Source organism: Kitasatospora azatica KCTC 9699, assembly GCF_000744785.1.
Classification (GTDB): domain Bacteria; phylum Actinomycetota; class Actinomycetes; order Streptomycetales; family Streptomycetaceae; genus Kitasatospora; species Kitasatospora azatica.
Window position 1 is genome coordinate 409,709 of sequence record NZ_JQMO01000002.1, and the last position, 19,568, is coordinate 429,276.

Here is a 19,568-nt window from a genome sequence, read left to right on the forward strand (position 1 = left end):
AGCCTTAACAGTCAGCTGATTCATTCGACGCGCAACACCCTTTCGACCGGAGGTGCCGTGCTCATCGACGGAAGCCCGCTCCCACCGTCCGCCGTCGCAGCCATCGCGGCCCGTACGGAATCCGTCGAGCTGTCCGACTCCGCACGGACCCGGGCGGCGCAGTCGAACGCCTACGCCGAGCAGGTGAGCAAGGAGCGGCATGTGTACGGCCGTTCGACCGGCGTCGGGGCGAACCGGCAGGTCCCGGTGGCTGACCCGGAAGCCTTCGCTCACGCCCTGCTGCGCAGCCATGCGAGCGCCGCCGGGCCCGAGCGCAGCCCGGAGCGGATACGCGCGATGCTCGCCGTGCGGCTCAACCAGCTCGCCGCCGGAGGCAGCGGCGTGACCCCGGAACTGCTTGACCGGCTGGCTGCGATGCTCGTCGCCGACGCCCTGCCACCGGTTCGCGAGTACGGCAGCATCGGCACCGCCGACCTGTCCGCACTGGCCCGCACCGCGCTCGCACTGATGGGGGAACTGCCCACCTCGGCACCGCTGCCCGCGACCCTCCCCTTCGGGCCGCACGACGCGCTGCCGTTTCTGAGCAGCAACGCGGCCACCATCGGCGACGCCGCCCTCGCCCACGAGGCGCTGCACCGGCTGGCGCGCGCGGCCCTGCAGGTCGCGGCGCTGAGCTTCACGGCGGTCGACGGAAACCCGGAGGCGTTCGCCCCGGCCGCAGCGGCGGCCACCCCGTTCCCCGGCGCTCGTGAAGTGTGCCGGGTCCTCGGCGAGTTGCTTCCGTACCCGGCCCTGCCCGCCCGCATCCAGGACCCCTTCGGGCTGCGCGCCCTACCGCAGGTCCACGGCGCCTACCTCGACGCGCTCGACCGGCTCGGCAAGGTGACCTCGCGCTACACCGCCGCACCGGCGGAGAATCCCGTCCTTCTCCCCGACATCGGCGTCGCCCACCACGGCGGATTCCATGCGGCCTACCTGGTGCAGGCCCTGGACGCGACCGTGTCCGCGGCGGCCCAGTCGGCTCAGCTGGCCCTGGCCCGCTTGGCGATGCTCGTCGAGCCGGCCTACACCGGGCTCGAACCCTTCCTCAGCGATGGCACGCCCGCCGCCTCCGGCGTCATGGTCGCGGAGTACATCGGCGCCTCCGCGCTGGCGGCGCTGCGCTCCCTGGCCACGCCCGCTGCCATCCAGTCGGTGACGATCTCCCGCGGCGTCGAGGAGGACGCGAGCTTCGCCTCGCTCGCCGCGAAGCAGGCGTTGGACGCGGTCTCGCCCTACCGGATCGTGCTGGCCTGTGAACTGCTGGCGGCGGTCCGCGCGTTGCGGCTCAGGGGTGTCGAGCCGGCGGGGCCGGTGGGCAAGCTGCCCGACAATTCGGCCGACCGGGACCTGACCGAGGACATCGACCAGGCGTGCGAACTGCTTGACGAACTCGCCTGACGCACCGCCGGGTCACGGTGCGGCCCGCAACAACGGTTCAGCGAGCGGTCCGCCGCGCGGCGGTTCGCTGCCTCGCGGTCCGCTGCGTGGTGGCCCGCACTGCGGCGAGCGAGCCCCGTAGCTGGACCGTCGGCTGCAGCACCTTGCGGCGGCTGCGCTTCCCCTCCTCGATGGCCTTGACGGTGCGTTCGACCACCAGGTCGATCAGCTGCTCCACCGGCCACCTGTAACTGGACAGCGGCGGCGTCAGCAGCCGTGACAAGGGGTGATCGTCGAAGCCGAGCACGGAGACGTCATCCGGCACCGTGAGGCCGAGCTCGCGCGCGGCCGCGTACACGCCGTAGGCCATCGAGTCGGCCAGGCAGAGGAAGGCAGTGGGCGGGTTCGCGGCGGTGAGCACCGCTCGGGCCACGGCTGTCGCGCCGTCCAGGTCGTGCGGCGAAGCGTACAAGGTGACGTCCAGCCCCAGTTCGCGCCCCGTACGGTGGACCACGGCCTCGGCGGGGCGGTCCGGAGTGCTCGGCAGGCCCGGCGTCACGACCGCGATCGCGCGGTGACCGGCGTCGGCAAGCCGGTGCAGCGCGTCGGTGACCCCGGCCTCGTTGTCGAAGACCACCTCGGCCGACGTGGCCGCCCCGGGCAGCCCGTCGCCGATGGAGATCAGGATCGTCTGCCGGGCCACGTCCCGCCAGTGCTCGGCGGTCGGGTCGACGGGCAGCACGATCAGCGCGTCCACCCGCTGGGCCGTCAGCTGCGAGGCGAGGCCGGCCTCCAGCGCGGGGTCGTTGGAGGCGTCGACGATGAGTGCGTGCCGGCCCGCCTCGAGCAGCTTGCGGCCGAGTGCGGTCGCCAGCCCCTGCTGCCACACGTCCGTGAGCGAGCCGCAGAGCACGCCGACGTTGTCGGTCCGGCCCGAGGCCAGGGCCCGCGCGATCGGGTCGGCCTGGTAGCCCAGGCGTGCCGCCGCCTCGCGCACGCGCTCCTGCGTCCCCAATGGGACCTGGAGCCCTCGAAGCGCGTAGGACACTGCGGCGGCGGAGAGTCCGGTCTCCTGCGCGATATCGCGCAGGGTGACGCGTCTCTGACGATCTGGCACACCCAAAGTCTATCTCCGCCCACGCCACCGGCACTTGACCGGTTCCAGGTTAAGCGGTTCACTGATGCGCATCAGTGGACATCGCCAGCGCGCTGCGATGGGAGGCGGCATGTTCCACGGCGGCTGCACCGACGTGCACCAGCACCTGTGGCCGGCTGCGTTCGTCGAGCAACTGCGTTTGCGTCGTCGCCGGCCCCTGCTCGACGGCTGGACCCTGCACCTGCCCGGCGAGCCACCCCACGAGATCCGGCCCGAGCACCACGATCCGGTTCGGCGGGCCGGGCTCGACCCGGACGTGCAGCGGATCGCGGTCTCGCTCTCCAGCCCGCTCGGCATCGAGCACCTGCCGCCCGACGAGGCCGCGCCCCTGCTGGATGCCTGGCACGCCGGCGTCCAGGAGCTGCCGGCGCCCTTCGTCGGCTGGGCCTCGCCCCAGCTCGCCGAGCCGGACCTGGACGGCCTCTCGAGGCTGCTAGTGCCGCGTCAGGCAACCTTCGCCCCGTCGCGACCCCCGGCACACACTCTCGCCGCACCGGCCGAAAGCCCCAGTACGCCCAGTACGAGGACTTCCGGCCGGCACGCCGAGAGCACGCACCGGACGCCGCTCCTTGACGGGCAAAAGTTGCCTGACGCGGCACTAACCGGCGGTCTGATCGGCCTGCAGGTCCCGGCGACGGCCCTGCGGACACCGCAGGCGCTAAAACGCCTCGCTCCGCTGCTCGCGGTCGCAGAGGCAGCGGACCGGCCAGTACTCGTCCACCCGGGCCCGGAACCCGCCACCGACGCCGAGCTGCCCGCGTGGTGGCCCGCGGTGGTCGGCTACGTCGGCCAGCTGCAGGCCGCCTGGTGGTCCTGGCACACCGCCGGGCGGGCGCTGCTGCCACGTCTGCGGATCTGCTTCGTGGCAGCGGCCGGCCTCGCGCCCGTCCACCACGAACGCTTCACCGCGCGCGGCGGCGGCCCACTCGTCCTGGACCCCCGGGTCTTCGTCGACACATCGTCCTACGGGCGCCAGGCACTGGACAGCGTGGTCCGCGTGCTCGGCATCGACGCCCTCGTCCTCGGCAGCGACCGCCCCTACGCCGCCCCGACCGACCCCGGCCTCGGCGCCGCAGCGGCCCACGCCGTCCGGGTCGCCAACCCACGCCACCTGCTCGAAGGAGTCCGACCGTGACCACCACGCCGCAGCCCGTCAACTCTGCCGAAGCCCCCGCCCGCGACGCCGAACTCTGGCGCGAGGTGCGCCCCTCGGTCACCCTCGACTCCCTGCCCGGACGCGACCTCGACAAGCGGGAGCTGCTGGACCTGGCCTCAGCCATCGCCGCGGACCCCGGGCTCTGGCACGAGCACGTCGCCTTCGACGATGACAAGCGCCACTACGTCTCCCTCCACCGCGACGCGCACGTCGACGTTTGGGTGCTGTGCTGGACGCCGCAGAATGACACTGGCTGGCATGACCACGACATTTCCTCCGGCGCGGTAGCCGTGGCCGAGGGCACGCTTGTCGAGCACAACCTCGCCGTCGGCGCCCCCAGCCTGGCCACCGACGTCCCGGCCGGCCAGGTCTTCTCCTTCGGCCCCGACCACATCCACCGGCTCACCGGACGCGACGCCGGCAGCGTCTCCGTCCACGCCTACTCGCCGCCGCTGTGGCGCATGGGGCAGTACGCCGTCAGCAGCACCGGCATCCTGCGCCGTACCTCCGTCTCCTACGCCGACGAACTGCGCCCGCTCGACGACATGGTCGACTAGTGCCGTGTCCCGGTAACGGGCAACCCGCCCGCGTTCGGATCAAAAGCGGGCCGCTCTGCGATGTCTTGATCATTCTGACTTCATGGCCCTCGACCCTGACCCCGCGCTGCCGCGAACGCCTCCGCCAGTGCCGAGCCCTGGTAGGCGGTGTCCGCCCAGACCAGTTCACTCGTGTGACCGTTGGAGCGGACCTCGGTGGGGCACGGTGTTGCGGCTACCGGTCGACGAGTTCGCGTGCGAGTGAGTTGCAGGGTTGGGGGATCTCGCCGAAGTCGTCGTCGCAGCCGACGGTGAGGCGGTTGATGACGGCTTCGAGTGCAACGGGCAAGCGGGGGTGGAGTCCTACGTGACAGCGGGCGAGTATGTCGCGCCGGACGGCGTCGGACAGCACCGGACGGCAGGTGCCGGTGCGGCGGCCACGGGGCTTGGCGGCCAGCCGTTCCGCCTGGCCGCGCCAGTGTGCGGCATCGCGGGTTTCGCCGTGGCAGAGGTGGTGGAGATGGAGGAGGTAGGCGCCCGTCGTACTGCCCGAGCCGGCGGCGAACTGCCACCAGAACTCGGCCGCGTCCGGGCGGCCGGCCACGAACAGCAGACAGGCGAAGACGAGCGCGCCCTCGGGGTGGATCTGCTCACTGTTGGCGAGCAGATCCAGGGCTTGGCCGGCCGAGGGTGCGTTCAGGACCAGGGCGACGGCCAGGTCGAGTTCGTGGGCCGCCTGTTCGTGCTCGGACGGGAACGGGGCCGGGGCCGCGGTGATGTGAGCGGCGGCCGTCGGCGGGGCAGTGGTCGTGCAGGTGTACACGTGCTCGGCGGACGCATCGGCGCCTCGAGGGGAGAGCGGTCGGCTGTCGAGCCAGGCGAGCAGGCTGGGATGCTGATCGGCGTGTCGGCTCACTGTCCCTCCTTCTGCCGCTCGGCGAGGTCGGGCCCGCCAATGGCGCGGGCGAGTCGACGGCGGGCGTGGCGCAGGTTTGAGCGCAGGGTGGGCAACGACGTACCGAGGTAGTCGGCCACCTCCTGGTCGTCCATGTCCAGGCAGTACTTCAGCACGACGCTGTCGTGCTGGCGCTCCGGAAGCTCGAGTATGGCGGTCATCAGCCCGCTCTTCTCCGGCAGGGTCTCCAGGCTCAGGCGCGCCTGGCAACCGAAGTGGTCGATGACGGCGTCAAGGGCGGCGGTCTGCAGGACGACGGGCTGGCTCTGGGTGGCGAGCCAGGCGGCGAGGTGCTCCTTGAGGAGGCGCCAGGCATAGGCGGCCGGGATCTCCTGGCGCAGCGCGATGGCCCAGTTGCGGTGCAGGTGGTCCTTGGCGGCGGCTACCACCAGAGCCGGGGCACCGTCGCGTTCGCCGACCTGGGTACAGACGAACCGGCTCCACGCGCCCTCGTGCGTGGCACAGAACGCGTCGTAGGTGAGCTTGAGGCGCGCGCCGTCCGGCGCGGCTTCGTTGGTGTCATTCATGGTCCGCCCTCCCACGCCGCCGGTGCTGGGCGGCTCGTCCCGGTTGATCGTCATCCTCGGCCCCTACCCATGGCGGTCGGCGGCAAGCGGTGGTGTGCGTCGAGGGGAACCCGCGTCCCCTCGATGCACATGCCATCGCAGGCGGGCCCTGAGGTGCAAAGGAGGCGCAAGAAGATTACACAAGGTAAGAGCGTGACTACCAGACACCCGATGACTCCTCATATCTTCTTGATGTAAGCCTAGTTGCTGAACGCAGAGGGCTGACCAACGTACGTTGCCTTGCAGGGTGGCACGTTAGGATTTCTTCAACGAAGTGGGGGCGCGGCGGCGATGACCGGTAGCAGCGACGAGACGGTGGACATCGACCTTCAACTGCATCGGGCACACTCGGCCCGGATGTACGACTACTACCTGGGCGGCAGCACGAACTTCGCGGCCGACCGGGAGGCGGCCGGGCAGGCGATCGCGGTGTTCCCGTGGGCGCGGACGGCGGCGCAGGTGAATCGATCCTTCATGCACCGCTCGACGCGGCTGCTCGCCCGCGCCGGGATCACGCAGTTCCTCGACATCGGCACCGGCATCCCCACCTCGCCCAACCTGCACGAGGTCGCCCAGCAGGTGAACCCGCAGGCTCGCGTCCTCTATGCCGACAACGACCCGATCGTGTACGCGCACGCCCAGGCACTGCTGCTCAGTCGCCCGGAAGGGGTCACCGCCTACCTTCAGGCCGAGGCCACCGAACCGGACTCGATCCTCAAGTCTCCGCAGTTGCTGGACACCCTCGACCTCACCCGGCCGGTGGCGTTCAGCATGAACGCGCTGCTGCACTTCGTCCCCGGCGAGCAGAAAGCCCACAGCATCGTCGAGCATTTCAAGCAGGCCCTGCCCTCCGGCAGCGCCCTGACGATCAGCCACGGCACTCCCGACTTCGGCCCTGCCGAGGCCGAGCGGGTCACCCAGGTCTACGCCGCAGCCGGCACGGCCGTCCGGATGCGCACCCGTGAGGAGATCACCCGCTTCTTCGACGGCTGGGACCTGCTCGATCCCGGCGTCGTCCCCACGCACCGCTGGCGCCCCGACGGCAGCCTCGACCCGCAGGTCACCGACGCCCACGTCTCGGCCTACGCAGCCGTCGCGCTGAAACCGTGAGCCTCGACATCCGGACCCGACCGGAGCGGGCACCGAATGTCAGGTGCGGCAGGCTTGGTCCTTCCTAACGTTGGTGATCGAAAGGAAGGAGGCCGGGGTTGCTGGATCGGCTGAACCAGGCCATGGAGCACATCGAGGAACACCTCGACCAGCACATCGAGGTGTCCGCGCTGGCTCGGATCACGGTCACGTCGGAGTACCACTTCCGGCGGCTGTTCTCGTCACTGGCGGGGATGCCGCTGTCGGAGTACATCCGGCGCCGGCGGCTCACCGTCGCCGCAGCCGAAGTGCTGGCCGGGGAACCGACCTTGCTGGAGATCGCGATCCGCTACGGCTACACCTCGGGCGAGGCCTTCGCCCGGGCGTTCCGCGCCGTGCACGGTGTCGGTCCCGGCGAGGCCAGGCGTACCGGCGCGGCCCTGAACTCGCAGCCCCGGTTGTCCTTCCGCCTCACTGTCGAAGGGAACAGCACCATGCGATACCGAATCGTGGGGAAGGAAGGATTCCGGGTCGTCGGCAAGAAGGCCCGCGTCCCGCTGATCTACCAGGGCGTCAACCCGCACATCGCCGAGCACATCAAGAGCATCTCGCCGGTGGATCCCGGTGACCCGCACCACGGTCTGAGCCGGGCGCCAAGCAATGTTCCGAGGGGCGAGGGCTAGTTCACCAGAGGGTGCGCGATGGCTCTGTCATGGTCTGACTTACGGCCTACCCGGCTCGGGATCGGCGTCGAGCGCATCGAGCACTGCGTCGCCGTTCGCCCTCGCCCACTCGGTCAGCATGTGGATCGGATCGATCAGCGTTGCCCCGAGCGGGGTGAGCTCGTACTCGACGCGGGGCGGCACCTCGGCGTAGGCGTGGCGGCGGTCACCTCCAGGGCAAGCTCGTCCTCACCGTCTGATCCCGTCGTGCGGCCTCCTGTGGGAGCCGTCGATCGCTGCATCGTCCATGTCCGGCAGGCCACCCAGTACCCCTTCAGCCAGGTGGAAATGACGCGCATTCGGGGCATACTCCGTACCGGTACTGCGTCCGGGCATCCGTGAGGGGGCCAGTGTGAACAGTGACGACGACGCCGGCAGAAATCGGCCGACCGATCAGGACCAGCGGACAGTGATGCGACTGCGCCTGGGAATTGGCGCGATCGGTTTCCTGCTCCCGATCGCCCTACCGCTCGGCAACTGGATCTTCGTGCGGCTCGGGCACCGAACCGAGATTCTGCCGAGTTCGATGAGCGATTCGTACTACACGAGCACGCGGAACATCCTGGTCGGCAGCCTGTGCGCGCTCGGGGTGTTCCTGATCGGCTACCGCTACAACAAGCGCGACGACGTCTGGAGCACTGTGGCCGGCTGCTTCGCGATCGGCGTCGCGCTGTTCCCCACTGTGCCGAAGTCCCCCACGGACTACCAGGCGGCGGTCGGGGTGCTGCATGTGATCTTCGCCGCCGTGCTGCTCTCCGCGCTCGCGATGTTCTGCATCCAGTCGTTCCGGGACCCGGCGATCGAGGCAAGACGAACGGTCAACCAGGCCTATCTGGCCGCCGGAGTCCTCATCTTCGTCTTCCTGGCCATCGCCGTCATCACGGGTGTGACCGGCCTGGGCGCCCACTGGACGCTCACTCCGCTCTACCTCTGCGAGGCGTTGTCGGTCTGGGCGTTCGGGGCCGCCTGGATCGGCGCGGCGGTCGAACTGGGCGCACTCGCCCGGACCGGTGCGCAGCTCAGGCGGCTCCGGAACCGCCCTGCTTCCGGATGAGCAGCAAGTCACCGTCCGTTCGAACGTGACCTGCGCGACGGCACCCAAGCCCGGGTTCACAGCCACCGCTTGGCCGCTTCGACGCTGTCACCTCCGCTGGTGTTGAACGCGATCGCGGCCTTCGGTGCATGCCGCCGGACCAGATTCACGACCTGCTCGAACAGTGGCAGAAGCGGTTCCGGCTTGCGAATTCCGCCGCCGATGACGACGACGTCCCACTCGCGCTCGGACAGTGCGGTGACCATCGTGGACTCGGCCGACTCGTCCAACGCGATGAGCGCCATGCGCGCGTCGATGGCGTGTTCGCCAAACCGTGTCAGCTCCTGGTCGAGGGCCGCGCGGATGACGGCTCCGTCCATGCCAGGCACTGCGTGTGGGTCGATTCCAAGAATGAGAACTGACGGCATGTCATCTATACGATCAAGTGACAGTGCTGGTTCCCGAGACGCGAATCGGCGCCGACCCTCGCGGCTCCTCCAGCTCCGCCGCCTGCCGCCACCGGACCGCTTCCCCGTACCTCCCAACCTGTGCCCGGTGCACCAGCATGGTGCGGCAACAAGATGTTAACCAGACCGGCACAACTTGCTTCCAGGTACGGCTTTTGCCTTTGCCATGCCCATGTTTTACTAAGTCTTGACGCAGCATCAGGTCACCTGGGGATCACCGACGGTTAGCAGTGCGCGGGTCCGCCGTGCCCGGCGACCGGATCGGCCCCCGGACCGAACGGCCTGTTCTGACGGTCCCCTGCCCGACCCCACCGCCCGCCCCCGCCGTCCACGGCGAGGAGGCAGAAGGAGTCATATCCTCATGGAACCGTTGATCGACCGTGCCCGCGCCTTCCCGCAGCGTGCCGGCCGCGCCGGCCGCGAACTCGACGGCCTCGCCACCGGCCAGTCGCCGCAGGCGCTCTTCATCACCTGCTCGGACTCCCGGGTGGTGCCCACTCTGATCACCGGAGCCGACCCCGGCGACCTCTTCGAGCTGCGCACCGCGGGCAACATCGTCCCGGCGTACCGCGCGGACTCCGCCTCCGGCGAGACCGCCACCATCGAGTACGCCGTCAACGTCCTCGGTGTGCGCGACATCGTGGTCTGCGGCCACTCGCACTGCGGGGCGGTCGGCGCGGTGGTCCGCGGCGAGGACCTCAGCGCGGTGCCCGCCGTCCGCTCATGGCTCGGCAACGCCGACCGCAGCGTGTTGCGGGCCGACGGGGCGGACCTCTTCGACCCGACCGTGGCCGGGCCGGTGCAACGGCACGTCCTCGCCCAGCTGGACCAGTTGCGCGGCTACCCGGGCATCGCCCGGGGGTTGCTCGACGGACGGGTCCGGCTGCACGGCTGGTTCTACGAGGTCCACACCGGGCTGGTGCTCGCGCACCGGACCGACTCCGGGCTCTTCCTCCCGCTGTGACCGAACCTCTGCCCACCGTCCGTACCACCATCGATCCGAGGACCTGATGCTTCGTCGTCCCGCCCTTCGGCCCGCCTCCGACCACTCCCCCGGCCACTCCCCCGGCCCGGCCCGGACCGCCAACCTGCGAGCGGACCTGGCCGCCTCCCTCGTCGTCTTCCTGGTCGCGCTGCCGCTCTGCGTCGGCGTGGCCGTCGCCTCCGGCGTCCCGGCCGAACTCGGCCTGATCACCGGCATCGTGGGCGGGCTGCTCACCGGGCTGCTGCCGGGCAGCAGCCTCCAGGTGTCCGGCCCCGCCGCGGGGCTCACCGTCCTGGTGTTCGCCGCCGTCCAGGAACACGGGCTGGCCACCCTCGGCGTGATCACCGCCGCCGCCGGCCTGCTCCAGGTCGCCATGGGCGTCCTGCGGCTCGGACGGCTCTTCCGGGCCATCTCGGTCTCGGTCGTGCAGGGCATGCTGGCGGGGATCGGCCTCGTACTGATCGCCGGTCAGCTCTACGCCCTGGCCGACGCCAAGGCACCCCGCAGCGGCCTCGGCAAGCTCATCGGCCTGCCGCGCCTGGTCGTTGACGTCGCGGCTTCGCCCCAGGCACTCACCGCCGCCGCGATCGGTGCCGGCACCATAGTTGTCCTGGTGCTCTGGCCCAGGCTGCCCGCCCGGGTCCGGCTCGTGCCCGCGCCGCTGGCCGCGGTCGCTGCGGCGACCGCCGCCACCGCGTTGCTCGACCTCCCCGTCGCCAAGGTCCACGTCGCCGGCCTGGCCGGGGTGATCGACCTTCCGGGCGGCGCCGAGCTGACGGCCCTCGGCAACCTCGGCGTCCTCGGCACCGTCCTCGCGTTCGCGCTGATCGCCTCCGCCGAGAGCCTGTTCAGCGCGGCCGCGGTGGACCGCCTGCACGACGGGCCGCGCACCCATTACGACCGGGAGCTGGTCGCGCAGGGTGTCGGCAACACCGTCTGCGGCGTGCTCGGCGCCCTCCCGATGACGGCCGTCATCGTGCGAAGCGCGGCCAACGTCCAGGCCGGGGGGCGGACCAAGGCCTCCCGCGTGCTGCACGGCCTCTGGCTGCTGCTCTTCGCCGCGCTGTTCCCCGCCGCGCTGTCGGTGATCCCGCTCGCCGCGCTGGCCGGCGTCCTGGTGCACGCCGGGGCCAAGTTGGTGCCGACGAAGGCGCTCCTGCCGCTGTGGCGGGCGCACCGCGCAGAGGCCTTGATCCTGGTGGTCACGGCGTTCGCCATCGTCGCGACCAACCTCTTCGAGGGCGTACTGCTCGGCCTGCTGCTCTCCGTGCTGAAGAGCGCCTGGGACACCTCGCATCTGCAGGTGGACGTCGAGGAGCGCGGGGACGGCACGGTCGGTGTGAGGCTGACCGGCAACGCCACCTTCCTGCGCCTGCCCCGGCTGCTGGACACCCTGGAGCAGCTGCCCACCGGCCGGATCGTGCACCTGGACGTGACCGGCCTGGGCCACCTCGACCACGCCTGCCGGACCGCGCTGGCCGCCTGGGAGGAACGACACAACCGGATGCGCGAGGCCGCGGTCGTCCGCGTCCCGGCGGGCGTCTGACCGCAGGCGGGCACCCGCCGGGCAGGTGCACCGACCCTGTCCGGCCGGTCACAGCTTTCCGTTCCGCGCCTACCTGCCCCAGATCTTCCGGTACGCCTCGCGGTAACCCGGCGGGTCCCAGGCTGTGGCCCCGTTGCTGTTGGCGGCCGTGGCGATGTGGACCGGTGCGACATATCCGCTGGCAGGGTCGCCGGAGAAGGCCCGGTTGAACTCGTCGACGATCTGCCAGCCCTGCTCGGAGAGTGGCTCGGGAACGGTGGCGGCCTGGAACTCCCCGCTGTTGATGCGCTGGAAGGCCGATGGGTCGCCGTCGCCCGCGCCGATGTTGAATGGGGCGCCTCTGCCCTGCTTGCCGGCCGCGCGCAGGGCCGGTGCGGCATCGGCGAAGTAGAGGTCGTTGATGGCGACGGAGTACGTCCACTGGCCCGGGAAGCGGGCGACCAGGGAGGAGACCTCCTGAGGAGTGCGGCTGCTCGCGTCCGGGATCGGGATGTTCTCGTAGGCCAGTAGCGTCACGCTGGGACAGGTGGCGAGTTCGTTTCTGATCAGTTCGGACTTGTTCTTGGCGAACGGGATCGAATCGTCGGTGAAGGCGACGACCCCGGCGTTGCCGTTGGACTCCGCGATGATCCAGTCCGCGCTGATCTTCGAGACGTCCCCGACGCTGGTGGTCACGTTGCTGAAGAGCATCGGGTTCTTGCTCGGGCCGGGGGAGGCGACCGCGTGCCAGCCGACGAGCGGGATGTGCGCCGCGTTGGCCTGCGCCATCTGCTGCGCTGTCAGATCGGGATCGAAGCCGCCGATGACGATGCCCGAGGACTTGAGGTCGATCGCCTGGCTGAATGCCGCCTGGATGCCGACGGGCGTGCCCTGTCCGTCAATCACCCGGACGCTCCATCCGATGACGTTCGCGGCTTCGATGACGCCCTTGGCAACGCCCGCGACGCCGGGGTTGGTCATGGTCTGGGCGACATAGGTGATGGTCTTGCCGGGCACCGCCGTGGGGCCGCTGACCGGCCCGTTCCAGGAGACATCGGCTTTCTCCGCCTGCTGAACGCCCGCCTTGGCCTTGGCGAGAGGGGCCGGGCAACCGATCTTCGTCGGGCCCCCGAAAGAGGACCCGGTGCCGGTCGACACGCCACGCTGACAGCCGACGACGACGGTGGCGGCGGCTGCCAGCAGAACTGCGGCTCCCAGCCGGGTGCTGCGGTTCGCGTACACGGGTGCTCCTTCGGAGGTCACGGAGGGGACGCGCCGACGCGCAGTCGACGGCGTGCGGAGTACCCGGCCAGCCCTACAGCGATGAGCAGGGCCGCGCCGTTGAACAGCGGGATGACCCAGAAGTCGGCGCCGAGCTGGCCGATACCGGCAAGGCCGACGGCGAGGAAGGCGACCGCGACGACGGTTCCCAGCGCGTTGGCCCGTCCGGGTTTGATCGCGGTGGAGCCGAGCAGCGCGCCGACGAAGGCGGGCAGCAGGTAGTCGATGCCGACGCTCGGGTTGCCGATCTGCTGTTGCGCGGCGAGCAGGACGCCTGCGAAGCCGGCGATCAGGCCCGATCCGGCGAAGGCGTAGACGCTGTAGCGGCGGGTGGGGATGCCGACGAGCTCGGCGGCGCGGGTGTTGGAGCCGATGACGTACATGTACCGGCCCAGCGGCAGTCGCTCCAGCGGCAACCACAGGGCGCCGGCGAGAGCGAGCACGTAGTACGCGGAGACCGGCAGGCCGAGGAACTTGGAGTTGTACAGGTCGGTGAAGGCGGACGGCAGGCCGCCGGCTCCGGGGACGATCCTCGCGCCGCCGGTGATCCAGCCGGTGAAGGCGTACAGGATGCTGCCGGTGCCGAGAGTGGCGATGAAGGAGTTGATCTGCCCGAACTCGACGATGACACCGTTGAGGGTCCCGAAGGCCGCCCCTCCGAGGATCACCACGAGGCAGGCAAGGGGCCAGGGCCAGCCGCTGTTGACGATGAGTTGCAGCACTACGACGTGGGCGAAGCCGAGGCCGTAGCCGATGGAGAGATCGAACTTGCCGGTGACGATGGGGATCGTCGCGCCGAGCGCGAGGATGGCGGGGATCGACTGGTTGGACAGGATCGCCGAGATGTTGTCGAGAGTGGGAAAGGTGTCCGGCAGGGCGAGTGAGAAGATCAGGAACAGTAGGGCGGTGAGGGCCAGCAGGCCGTAGGTGCCGATGAGATGCCCGCGCCGGCGGCCCGGCCGCGATCGGCGGGAGGGGAATGTGGTCATCGGTCCGTTTCAGTTCCGGTGATGGCAGGCACGGCCGATGCGGCGTGGGTGAGTTCGGTGACGGTGAGGGCCGCGCCGGTCAGCTCGGCTGCCACGGTTCCGTGGACGAACACCAGGGCGCGGTGGCACACGGTGGCGACCTCCTCGAAGTCGCTGGAGATGAGCAGGACCGCGAGGCCGGCGGCCAGCGCATCGTCGAGCAGCCGGTAGACCTCGGCCTTGGCCCCGACGTCCACGCTCGCGGTCGGCTCCTCGAGGATCAACAGCCGCCGCCTCACCCGGAGCCAGCGGCCGACCATGACCTTCTGCTGGTTCCCGCCGGACAGGCGGGCGATCGGCGCCTCGCTGTCGCGGGGCCGCACCGAGAACCGGTCGATCAGGGCGGTGGCCTCGGCGCGCTCGCGCCGGGGGCTGATCCAGTGCAGCGCCGGCAGACCGCCCACCCGAGGGTTGGCCATGAAGTTCTCACGTAGCGTCAGTTCTTCGGCGCAGCCTTCCTCCTGACGATTGCCGGTGACGAAGCCAGCCCCCGAGGCCACAGCCGCGGCGACCGTGTGCGGGGTGTACGGCCGACCGTCGAGCAGGGCCCGCCCAGCGAGGATCGGTCGGGAGCCTGCGAGAGCGCGGCCCAGATCGAGGTGGCCGGCGCCGGTGAGGCCCACCATGCCGAGGACTTCGCCGGCGTGCAGCTCCAAGCTCACCGGTCCGGTGTCCTGGGTCCGCACGCGGTCGAGGCTCAGCACCGTCGGGCCGTCGGCGGGGGCGCTCGAGCGGGCGGCTGGCCGCCCGCTCGGGCGATAGGCCGGTTCACGGCCCACGATGTCGCGCACCAGGCGCCCGGGGCTGTGGCCGGCGAGCGGCCCGGAGCTGATGAGGTGGCCGTCGCGCAGGACGGCGAAGGTGTCGGCGACCTTGTACACCTCGTCGAGCCGGTGGGTGACGTAGACGATGCCGCGCCCGCCGTCGCGCAGGGTCCGCAGCACGTCGAAGAGCCTGGCGCAGTCCGCGGCGGGGAGGCTGGCGGTCGGCTCGTCCAGGACGATGACCTTCGCTCGCGTCGCCAGCGCGCGGGCGATGGCGACCAGCGAGCGCTCGGCGGGGTCGAGGTCGGCGATTCGCGCGTCCGCGTCGAGGTGTCCGGCGACGATCCCGAGAGCCTCGGCGCAACGCTCCCGGGTCTGCCGCCAGGAGATCAGGCCGCGACGGCGCGGGTAGCCGGTGACCAGGGCGATGTTCTCGGCGACCGTCATCCACTCGACGAGACCCAGGTCCTGGTGGATGAAGGACATGCTCCGGGAGGCGGCTTCGGTGCCGAGCGGGTGCCCGGCCACCGTCACCTCACCCTCGTCCGCGTGGTAGACCCCGGCGAGCGTTTTGATGAGGGTGGATTTTCCGGCGCCGTTCGGTCCGAGAAGGGCCAGGATGCTGTACCGGTGGATGTCGAGGTCGACCCCGGCCAGTGCGAGGGTGCCCCCGAACCGCTTGCTGAGACCGCGGACCCGGACGAATGGACGCGGGCGCGCGGGTGGGCCCGCTGAGGTGTCGGAAGCGTCGTGCATGGACCTCTCCAGGGCTCGGCCACCGAGTCCTTCCGACCTGCGTCGGGAGCACTACTGAGCGCCTGGCGGTGCGATTCGCCGCATTTGCGCCTTCTTACGGTGCACCGTTCCTACCAGCTGATCCGGGCCACCGCATTGCTGACACGCCACTGCCTCCCTGATCTACCGAAGGTGACTCATTCCGCGCCCGGAAAATCCGCCAGATGACCGGCTGTTCCGGAGACACCTTCAGGCGCCTCGATGGCGCACTCGGCCCAGATGACCTTGCCTCGGGCGGTGTAGCGGGTGCCCCAGGCCTGGGCGAGCTGTGCGACGAGGAACAGGCCGCGGCCTCCCTCGTCGGTGGTGGCCGCGTGGCGCAGGTGCGGGGCGGTGCTGCTGGCGTCGGAGACCTCGCAGATCAAGGTGCGGTCGTGGATCAGGCGTACCTGGATGGGCTCGATGCCGTAGCGGATGGCATTGGTGACCAGCTCGCTGAGGAGCAGCTCGACGGCGAACGCGACCTCCTCCAGCCCCCAGTCGCCGAGCCTGCGGGAGGCGGCGGCCCGCACGTCGTGGACGCGAGCCGGGTCGGCAGACACGTCCCAGGTGGCGATCCGGCCGGGGTGCAGGGCACGGGTGCGGGCGACGAGCAGCGTGACGTCGTCGACGGGGTGGTCGGGTACCACGGCGTCCATCACCGCGCGGCAGGTGTCCTCGGGCGAGCGGCCCGGGTGGACCAGAGCGCGGCACAGCTCATCGAGGGCCGTGTCGATGTCGCGGTTGCGGTCCTCGATGAGACCGTCGGAGTAGAGGACCAGCTGGCTGCCCTCGGGGAGGTGGAGCTCGGCGGTTTCGAAGGGGAGGCCGCCCAGGCCGAGAGGGGGCCCGGCGGGCAGGTCGGGGAGGGTCACCGTGCCGTCGGGGCGGACCACCGCGGGCGGCGGGTGGCCGGCGCGGGCCACCGTACAGCGCTGCGACGTCGGGTCGTAGATGGCATACAGGCAGGTCGCCCCGATGATGCCGCCGCTGCCGCCGGCCGGGCCCTCGCAGCTCTCCTCGGAGTCGAGGCGGCCCACGAGATTGTCCAGGTGGGTGAGGAGTTCGTCGGGGGCGAGGTCCAGTTCGGAGAAGTTGTGCACGGCGGTACGCAGGCGGCCCATGGTGGCGGCGGCGTGCAGGCCGTGGCCGACGACATCGCCGACGACCAGGGCGACACGGGCGCCGGAGAGGGGGATGACGTCGAACCAGTCGCCGCCCACTCCGGATTCGGCGGGCAGATAGCGGTGGGCGACGTCGACGGCGCTCTGCTCGGGCAGGCCGTGCGGGAGCAGGCTGCGCTGCAGGGCCAGGACCATGGTGTGTTCGCGGGTGTAGCGGCGGGCGTTGTCGATGCAGATGGCAGCGCGGGTGGAGAGCTCCTGGGCCAGTGAGCGGTCGTCGTCCCCGAAGGGGGCGGGGTCCTGCGAGCGGTAGAAGCTGGCGATGCCCAGTGCCACGCCGCGGGCGAGCAGCGGGACGGCGATGAGGGAGTGGACGTTCTGTGCGAGGAGCCGCTCGGCATGCTCGGGGTCCTGGGAGAGCCAGCCGGCAGCCGCCCTCAGGTCGGGTTCCAGCACCGCCCGCCCGCTGGCCAGGCAGCGGAGCTGGGGCGTGGTGGGGCGAAGGTCGACCCGCTCGCCGACCGGGTAGAAGGGGCATTCGTCGCTGATGCCGTGCACCACCGTGCGGTGCAGGTCGCTGCGGGGGTCGGCGGACTCCTCGCCGCGCAGTACGGCTTCGGGAAGGTCGATGGTGACGAAGTCGGCCAAGCGGGGCACGGCCATCTCGGCGAGTTCCTGGGCGGTGCGGGCCACGTCCAGGCTGGTGCCGATGCGGGTGCTGGCCTCGGACAGCAACTCGAGGCGACGTCGCGCCTCGACGGCGTACTTCCCCACTCCCGGCTCGCCCACGAGCAGCAGCCCGGTGACCGCGCCGCCCGCCGGGTCACCGGTGGTGCCGGGTGCGCCGGCTGCACCGGCCGTGCTGACCGTGCTGGCGGAGGGACTGGGCAGGTGGCCGGGCAGGTGCCGGGGCGGCGGGGCGGCGGGGATTGCGGCGTACCCCGAGAGGTCGAGCGGCTCGCCGGCGACAGCAGGGGCGGCCAGGTGCTGCTGCAGCGACTCGTCATGGAGCACCGCCTCGATGGCGACGCCTTCCACCCCGGACGGGCTCGTCACCGGACGGCTCAGCAGGGTGACCCGCCGGCCGAGCGGCAGGGTCACCTCGATGGCGGCCCGCTGGGCCAGGGCGATCAGCTCGGTGGCCTTCTCCTTGAGGATCACCTGATCACGCCAGTCCAGTCCGCTCGGGGCCGGCCCGTCCATCCCGATCAGGAACCCGTCCGCGGTCGTATCACCGGCCTGCGCGCGAAGCCTCGATTCGAGATACGCCCGCAGCAAGGCTCGCTCTCGCGCCGAACTGTGCTCCAGCAGTCGCCGTTCGATGGCGGCGGCCGCCTTGCGGATCACGACGTCCAGCTCCGGGTCCGCGTAGGAGCGCGGATAGCCGAGGCAGAGGACGCCCTCGATACACCCGCTGAGGGGGTCGCGAACGGGAATGGCAGAGCAAGCGTTCGACTGGGAGCGCTCGGCGAAGTGCTCGGCTCCGTAGACCTGGCAGAGCCGCCGCTCCGCGAGTGCGAGGCCGATACCGTTGGTGCCCCCGAACTTCTCGGCGAAAACGAAACCCGGGACGCTCTGGAACTCGGGGAGATGCCTGACCATGGACCTTTCGCCGAATCGGCGTTGCAGCACCGTCCCGCCCCCGTCGGCGAGGGCCACGTTCATCCGACTGCCCGCGAACTTGGATTCCAGCCGGTCGAGCACGGGTCCGGCCGCGCGAACGAGTCGGCCGTCCAGATCGAAGTCCTTCCGATACGGAAGCTCGATCCGGTCCGGCGAGAGCCCCAGCAACTGACAGCGCTGCCACGAGCTCAAGATCAGGCTTCGCACGCCTCCCGATGCTGATCCACCGTGCAGGACCTGCTCACGGACCCGTGCGGGACCTACGTCCTCGCTACCGGAACCCGTCAGGATCGCCACCGCGCTCACACTCCAAGGAGCTGCACCCTTTGAGGCAATTTTAGGACCTTGTCCACCACGCGGTGCTTACCCGTCGGTCGCACACGTCACCCGGCCGACGCACCATTGGCTGTACGGGGAAGCAGGGGCGAGGAGCGCCATGACCCGCGACGAGTTCGACGCACTCTTCGACCAGCTGCGCCGCGACCAGCTCCCCGATCCGGTCACCAGGACGCGACGCGTGACGGCGGCGGGACTCGTGCGCACCGGTGAGGTCGTCGCGATGGGGCGGCCGTGGGACAGCGTTCCAGGGCCCGACAACCGCAGGCCGGCGCTGCATCAGATGACCGAACTGGCAGACGTCACGGCCGCGGAGCCGACCGTGCACAAGGACTTCATCGCCTCCGACTACCACGGGAAGGCGCAGACGCACCTGGACGCGCTCTGCCACATCGCGTACCGCGGACTGCTCTTCGCCGCAGTGCCGGCGCGGAAGGTCTTCACGTCCCGAGGTGCCTCCTACGGCGCGGTGACCGACCTGCTACCCGGCCTGGTGGGGCGAGGTGTCCTACTGGACGTGGCACGTCTGCGCGGCCTTGACTGGCTGGAGCCGGGAGAGGCGGTCGGCGGCCCGGAGCTGCTCGTCTGCGCCGACGAACAAGGCACCCGGCTGGAGCACGGAGACATCCTCCTCGTCCGCACGGGCCACCTTGCCCGACGGAGGCGGTTGGGCCCGTGGGACCCGGAAGACCTCAGTGCGGGACTCCACCCCACCGCCATGCGCGTGCTGAGCGAGTCGCGGGCCTCGGCATTGGGCAGTGACGGCGACAGCGACGTGCGTCCGAGCCCCGTCGACGGCGTCCACTCGCCGATCCACGTGCTGGCCATCACCGCCATGGGGCTGCCCCTGATCGACAACCTGGACCTGGAGGCCCTGGCCGAGACGTGCGCGCGCACCTCTCGGTGGGAGTTCCTCTTCGTCGCCGCGCCCCTGAACATCCCCCGGGGCACCGGCTCCCCGGTCAATCCGCTTGCGGTCTTCTGAGTTCGGTCATGCCGCCACAGGGTCCCAGGCTGATGACAGCGGCC

The 19,568-nt window shown here is 70.7% G+C and carries 16 protein-coding genes and 2 pseudogenes; 9 read left to right on the forward strand and 9 right to left on the reverse strand.

Features of this window, described 5'->3' with window-relative positions; genetic code table 11:
- The first annotated feature begins 57 nt into the window (after window positions 1–57).
- Entirely contained in the window at window positions 58–1,440 is a 1,383-nt protein-coding gene (locus BR98_RS02370; protein ID WP_051969214.1) for an aromatic amino acid lyase, read from the forward strand.
- A 37-nt stretch (window positions 1,441–1,477) separates the two neighbouring features.
- Here the strand turns inward: BR98_RS02370 and BR98_RS02375 are convergent, their stop codons facing one another.
- A complete protein-coding gene (locus BR98_RS02375; protein ID WP_051969215.1) occupies window positions 1,478–2,536 on the reverse strand; it encodes a LacI family DNA-binding transcriptional regulator in 1,059 nt (352 codons plus the stop codon).
- A gap of 109 nt (window positions 2,537–2,645) precedes the next feature.
- Between BR98_RS02375 and BR98_RS38915 the strand changes: the two genes are divergently transcribed.
- A complete protein-coding gene (locus tag BR98_RS38915; RefSeq protein WP_051969216.1) occupies window positions 2,646–3,710 on the forward strand; it encodes an amidohydrolase family protein in 1,065 nt (354 codons plus the stop codon).
- Window positions 3,707–4,288 carry a cysteine dioxygenase gene (locus tag BR98_RS02385; RefSeq protein WP_035839519.1) on the forward strand — a complete coding sequence of 194 codons (582 nt, stop codon included), beginning with the start codon at window positions 3,707–3,709 and terminating at the stop codon, window positions 4,286–4,288. The genes BR98_RS38915 and BR98_RS02385 overlap by 4 nt, the downstream gene beginning before the upstream one ends.
- Before the next feature lie 214 nt (window positions 4,289–4,502).
- On the opposite strand, the gene BR98_RS02390 is transcribed toward BR98_RS02385, so the two are convergent.
- Window positions 4,503–5,183 carry a hypothetical protein gene (locus tag BR98_RS02390; protein ID WP_232247207.1) on the reverse strand — a complete coding sequence of 227 codons (681 nt, stop codon included), beginning with the start codon at window positions 5,181–5,183 and terminating at the stop codon, window positions 4,503–4,505.
- A complete protein-coding gene (locus tag BR98_RS02395; protein ID WP_051969217.1) occupies window positions 5,180–5,803 on the reverse strand; it encodes a sigma factor-like helix-turn-helix DNA-binding protein in 624 nt (207 codons plus the stop codon). Before BR98_RS02395 ends, BR98_RS02390 begins: the two co-directional genes overlap by 4 nt.
- 276 nt (window positions 5,804–6,079) lie before the next feature.
- Here BR98_RS02395 and BR98_RS02400 point away from each other — a divergent pair, with 276 nt between their 5' ends.
- Entirely contained in the window at window positions 6,080–6,898 is an 819-nt protein-coding gene (locus BR98_RS02400; protein WP_035839526.1) for an SAM-dependent methyltransferase, read from the forward strand.
- A gap of 98 nt (window positions 6,899–6,996) precedes the next feature.
- A pseudogene (locus tag BR98_RS02405) lies at window positions 6,997–7,491 on the forward strand (helix-turn-helix domain-containing protein); the annotation flags it as partial.
- A gap of 108 nt (window positions 7,492–7,599) precedes the next feature.
- Here BR98_RS02405 and BR98_RS02410 read toward each other — a convergent pair.
- A pseudogene (locus tag BR98_RS02410) lies at window positions 7,600–7,764 on the reverse strand (winged helix-turn-helix transcriptional regulator); the annotation flags it as partial.
- A 247-nt stretch (window positions 7,765–8,011) separates the two neighbouring features.
- Here BR98_RS02410 and BR98_RS02415 point away from each other — a divergent pair.
- Window positions 8,012–8,653: a hypothetical protein gene (locus tag BR98_RS02415; protein ID WP_051969218.1), complete on the forward strand. Its 642-nt coding sequence runs from the start codon at window positions 8,012–8,014 to the stop codon at window positions 8,651–8,653.
- Between the two features lie 56 nt (window positions 8,654–8,709).
- Here the strand turns inward: BR98_RS02415 and BR98_RS02420 are convergent, their stop codons facing one another.
- On the reverse strand, window positions 8,710–9,060 hold the full coding sequence (locus BR98_RS02420) for a hypothetical protein (RefSeq protein ID WP_035839530.1): 351 nt from the start codon (window positions 9,058–9,060) through the stop codon (window positions 8,710–8,712).
- A gap of 400 nt (window positions 9,061–9,460) precedes the next feature.
- Here BR98_RS02420 and BR98_RS02425 point away from each other — a divergent pair, with 400 nt between their 5' ends.
- Together BR98_RS02425 and BR98_RS02430 are read left to right on the forward strand one after the other, a co-directional pair.
- Window positions 9,461–10,063: a carbonic anhydrase gene (locus BR98_RS02425; RefSeq protein ID WP_035839532.1), complete on the forward strand. Its 603-nt coding sequence runs from the start codon at window positions 9,461–9,463 to the stop codon at window positions 10,061–10,063.
- A gap of 46 nt (window positions 10,064–10,109) precedes the next feature.
- Complete coding sequence (locus tag BR98_RS02430) at window positions 10,110–11,630, forward strand: SulP family inorganic anion transporter (RefSeq protein WP_083975885.1); 1,521 nt, start codon at window positions 10,110–10,112, stop codon at window positions 11,628–11,630.
- A 69-nt stretch (window positions 11,631–11,699) separates the two neighbouring features.
- Here the strand turns inward: BR98_RS02430 and BR98_RS02435 are convergent, their stop codons facing one another.
- From BR98_RS02435 to BR98_RS02450, 4 genes are all read right to left on the reverse strand, one after another.
- The gene (locus BR98_RS02435) at window positions 11,700–12,851 is read right to left on the reverse strand and encodes a substrate-binding domain-containing protein (protein ID WP_035839535.1); all 1,152 of its coding nucleotides are present in this window, start codon (window positions 12,849–12,851) and stop codon (window positions 11,700–11,702) included.
- 17 nt (window positions 12,852–12,868) lie between these two features.
- Window positions 12,869–13,879: an ABC transporter permease gene (locus BR98_RS02440; RefSeq protein ID WP_051969219.1), complete on the reverse strand. Its 1,011-nt coding sequence runs from the start codon at window positions 13,877–13,879 to the stop codon at window positions 12,869–12,871.
- Window positions 13,876–15,438, reverse strand: a complete 1,563-nt coding sequence (locus BR98_RS02445; RefSeq protein WP_035839538.1) for a sugar ABC transporter ATP-binding protein — start codon at window positions 15,436–15,438, stop codon at window positions 13,876–13,878. Before BR98_RS02445 ends, BR98_RS02440 begins: the two co-directional genes overlap by 4 nt.
- Before the next feature lie 176 nt (window positions 15,439–15,614).
- Window positions 15,615–18,509 carry a SpoIIE family protein phosphatase gene (locus tag BR98_RS02450; protein ID WP_051969220.1) on the reverse strand — a complete coding sequence of 965 codons (2,895 nt, stop codon included), beginning with the start codon at window positions 18,507–18,509 and terminating at the stop codon, window positions 15,615–15,617.
- Between the two features lie 130 nt (window positions 18,510–18,639).
- On the opposite strand from BR98_RS02450, the gene BR98_RS02455 reads away from it, so the two are divergent.
- On the forward strand, window positions 18,640–19,524 hold the full coding sequence (locus tag BR98_RS02455) for a cyclase family protein (RefSeq protein ID WP_051969221.1): 885 nt from the start codon (window positions 18,640–18,642) through the stop codon (window positions 19,522–19,524).
- Window positions 19,525–19,568 lie beyond the last annotated feature (44 nt).